The following is a 1,311-nucleotide window of genomic DNA, read 5'->3' on the forward strand; positions in this document are numbered from 1 at the left end:
CCGAGCCCTCCGCAGCCCCCGGCTCGCGAGCACGCCTGCGCCGCTTCTTCGGCCTGCACCGCGGCTGAGAGCGCCCCCGCAGGATCCCCCGCGGGGCGGAAGTCCCGCGCCGCCGCCGCGGGCTACCGTGGGGGCGTGCACACCCGACCCACCACCGACCCGGACACCGACCCGGACGCGGGACCGGACCCGGCCCCCGTCCGGCGCGCTCCGCTCGCGGTGCGCGTCACCGCCTGGCTGAACGACCCCGAGGACCCGTTCTGGTCCCGGCCCGCGCCCACGGCGGCCCAGCGGCGCAACGACGTGCTGGCCGCCCTGGGCTTCCTGCTCGTCACCCTCCTCGCCTCCGTGCTGCTGCACAGCTACGCGGGGCTCGCCGAGGGGGACGAGCCCTGGCGCTTCTACCTCAGCACCGTGCTCATCGTGGTGCCCCTCGCCGTGCGCCGCCGCTACCCGCTGCCGGTCGTGGTCGCGTCCTCCGCGCTGTTCCTGGGGCTGACCTACGCGAGCCCCACGGCCGCCATGACGCTGCCCTTCCAGGGCGCCTACTTCGCGGCCCTCTACGCCGCCGTCGCCTGGTCGCGCGACCGCCAGGCCCTGTGGGTCGCCATGTCGGTGGTCGTGGGCACCATGGGGCTGTGGCTGCTCGGCGCCTTCACCATCACCAACGCCTACGCGGACTTCCTCTCCGGTCTGGGCGAGGTCGACGGGCCGCTGCCCCAGCTGCCGTCCTACGCGGTGTACACCCTGATCGTGAACGCCGTGTACTTCGGGGGGGCGGTGCTGGCCGGGCGCGCGTCCTGGCGGGCCGCGCTGCAGCAGCACCGCCTCGCGGCCCAGGCGCAGCGGATCCGGGACCAGTCCGCCGAGATCGCCCGCCGCGCCGTCGTCGACGAACGGCTCCGCATCGCCAGGGAGCTGCACGACGTCGTCGCCCACCACGTGTCCGTCATCGGCATCCAGGCGGGGGCCGCGCGCAAGGTCCTGGACCGTGACCCCGCCGCCGCCACCACCGCCCTGCGCACGATCGAGGCGTCCAGCCGGACCGCCGTGGGGGAGATGCGCCAGCTGCTCGGCGTGCTCCGCGCCGAGGGCGAGGAGGGTGCCCCGGGCCCCGGCGGAGGCGCCCCCGACGCCGCGCGCCGGCCGGACCCCGGCCTCGCCGACATCGCGGCCCTCGCCCGCCGGCACGCGGACAACGGGCTCGCGGTGGACGTCCGCACCGTCGAGGCCGTCCCGGGTGACCTGGACAGGATCCCGCCGGCCCTCGGCCTGTCCGTCTTCCGGTGCGCCCAGGAGTCCCTGTCCAAC

Annotated in this window: 1 protein-coding gene; it reads left to right on the forward strand. The window is 76.5% G+C overall.

Features of this window, described 5'->3' with window-relative positions; translation table 11 throughout:
* Positions 1-135: 135 nt before the first annotated feature.
* The coding region (locus CRM73_RS20040; protein WP_229588803.1) for a histidine kinase at positions 136-1,311 on the forward strand (1,176 nt) is incomplete at its 3' end.

This window comes from Kocuria sp. CCUG 69068, assembly GCF_020833785.1.
GTDB classification, from domain to species: Bacteria; Actinomycetota; Actinomycetes; order Actinomycetales; family Micrococcaceae; genus Kocuria; species Kocuria rosea.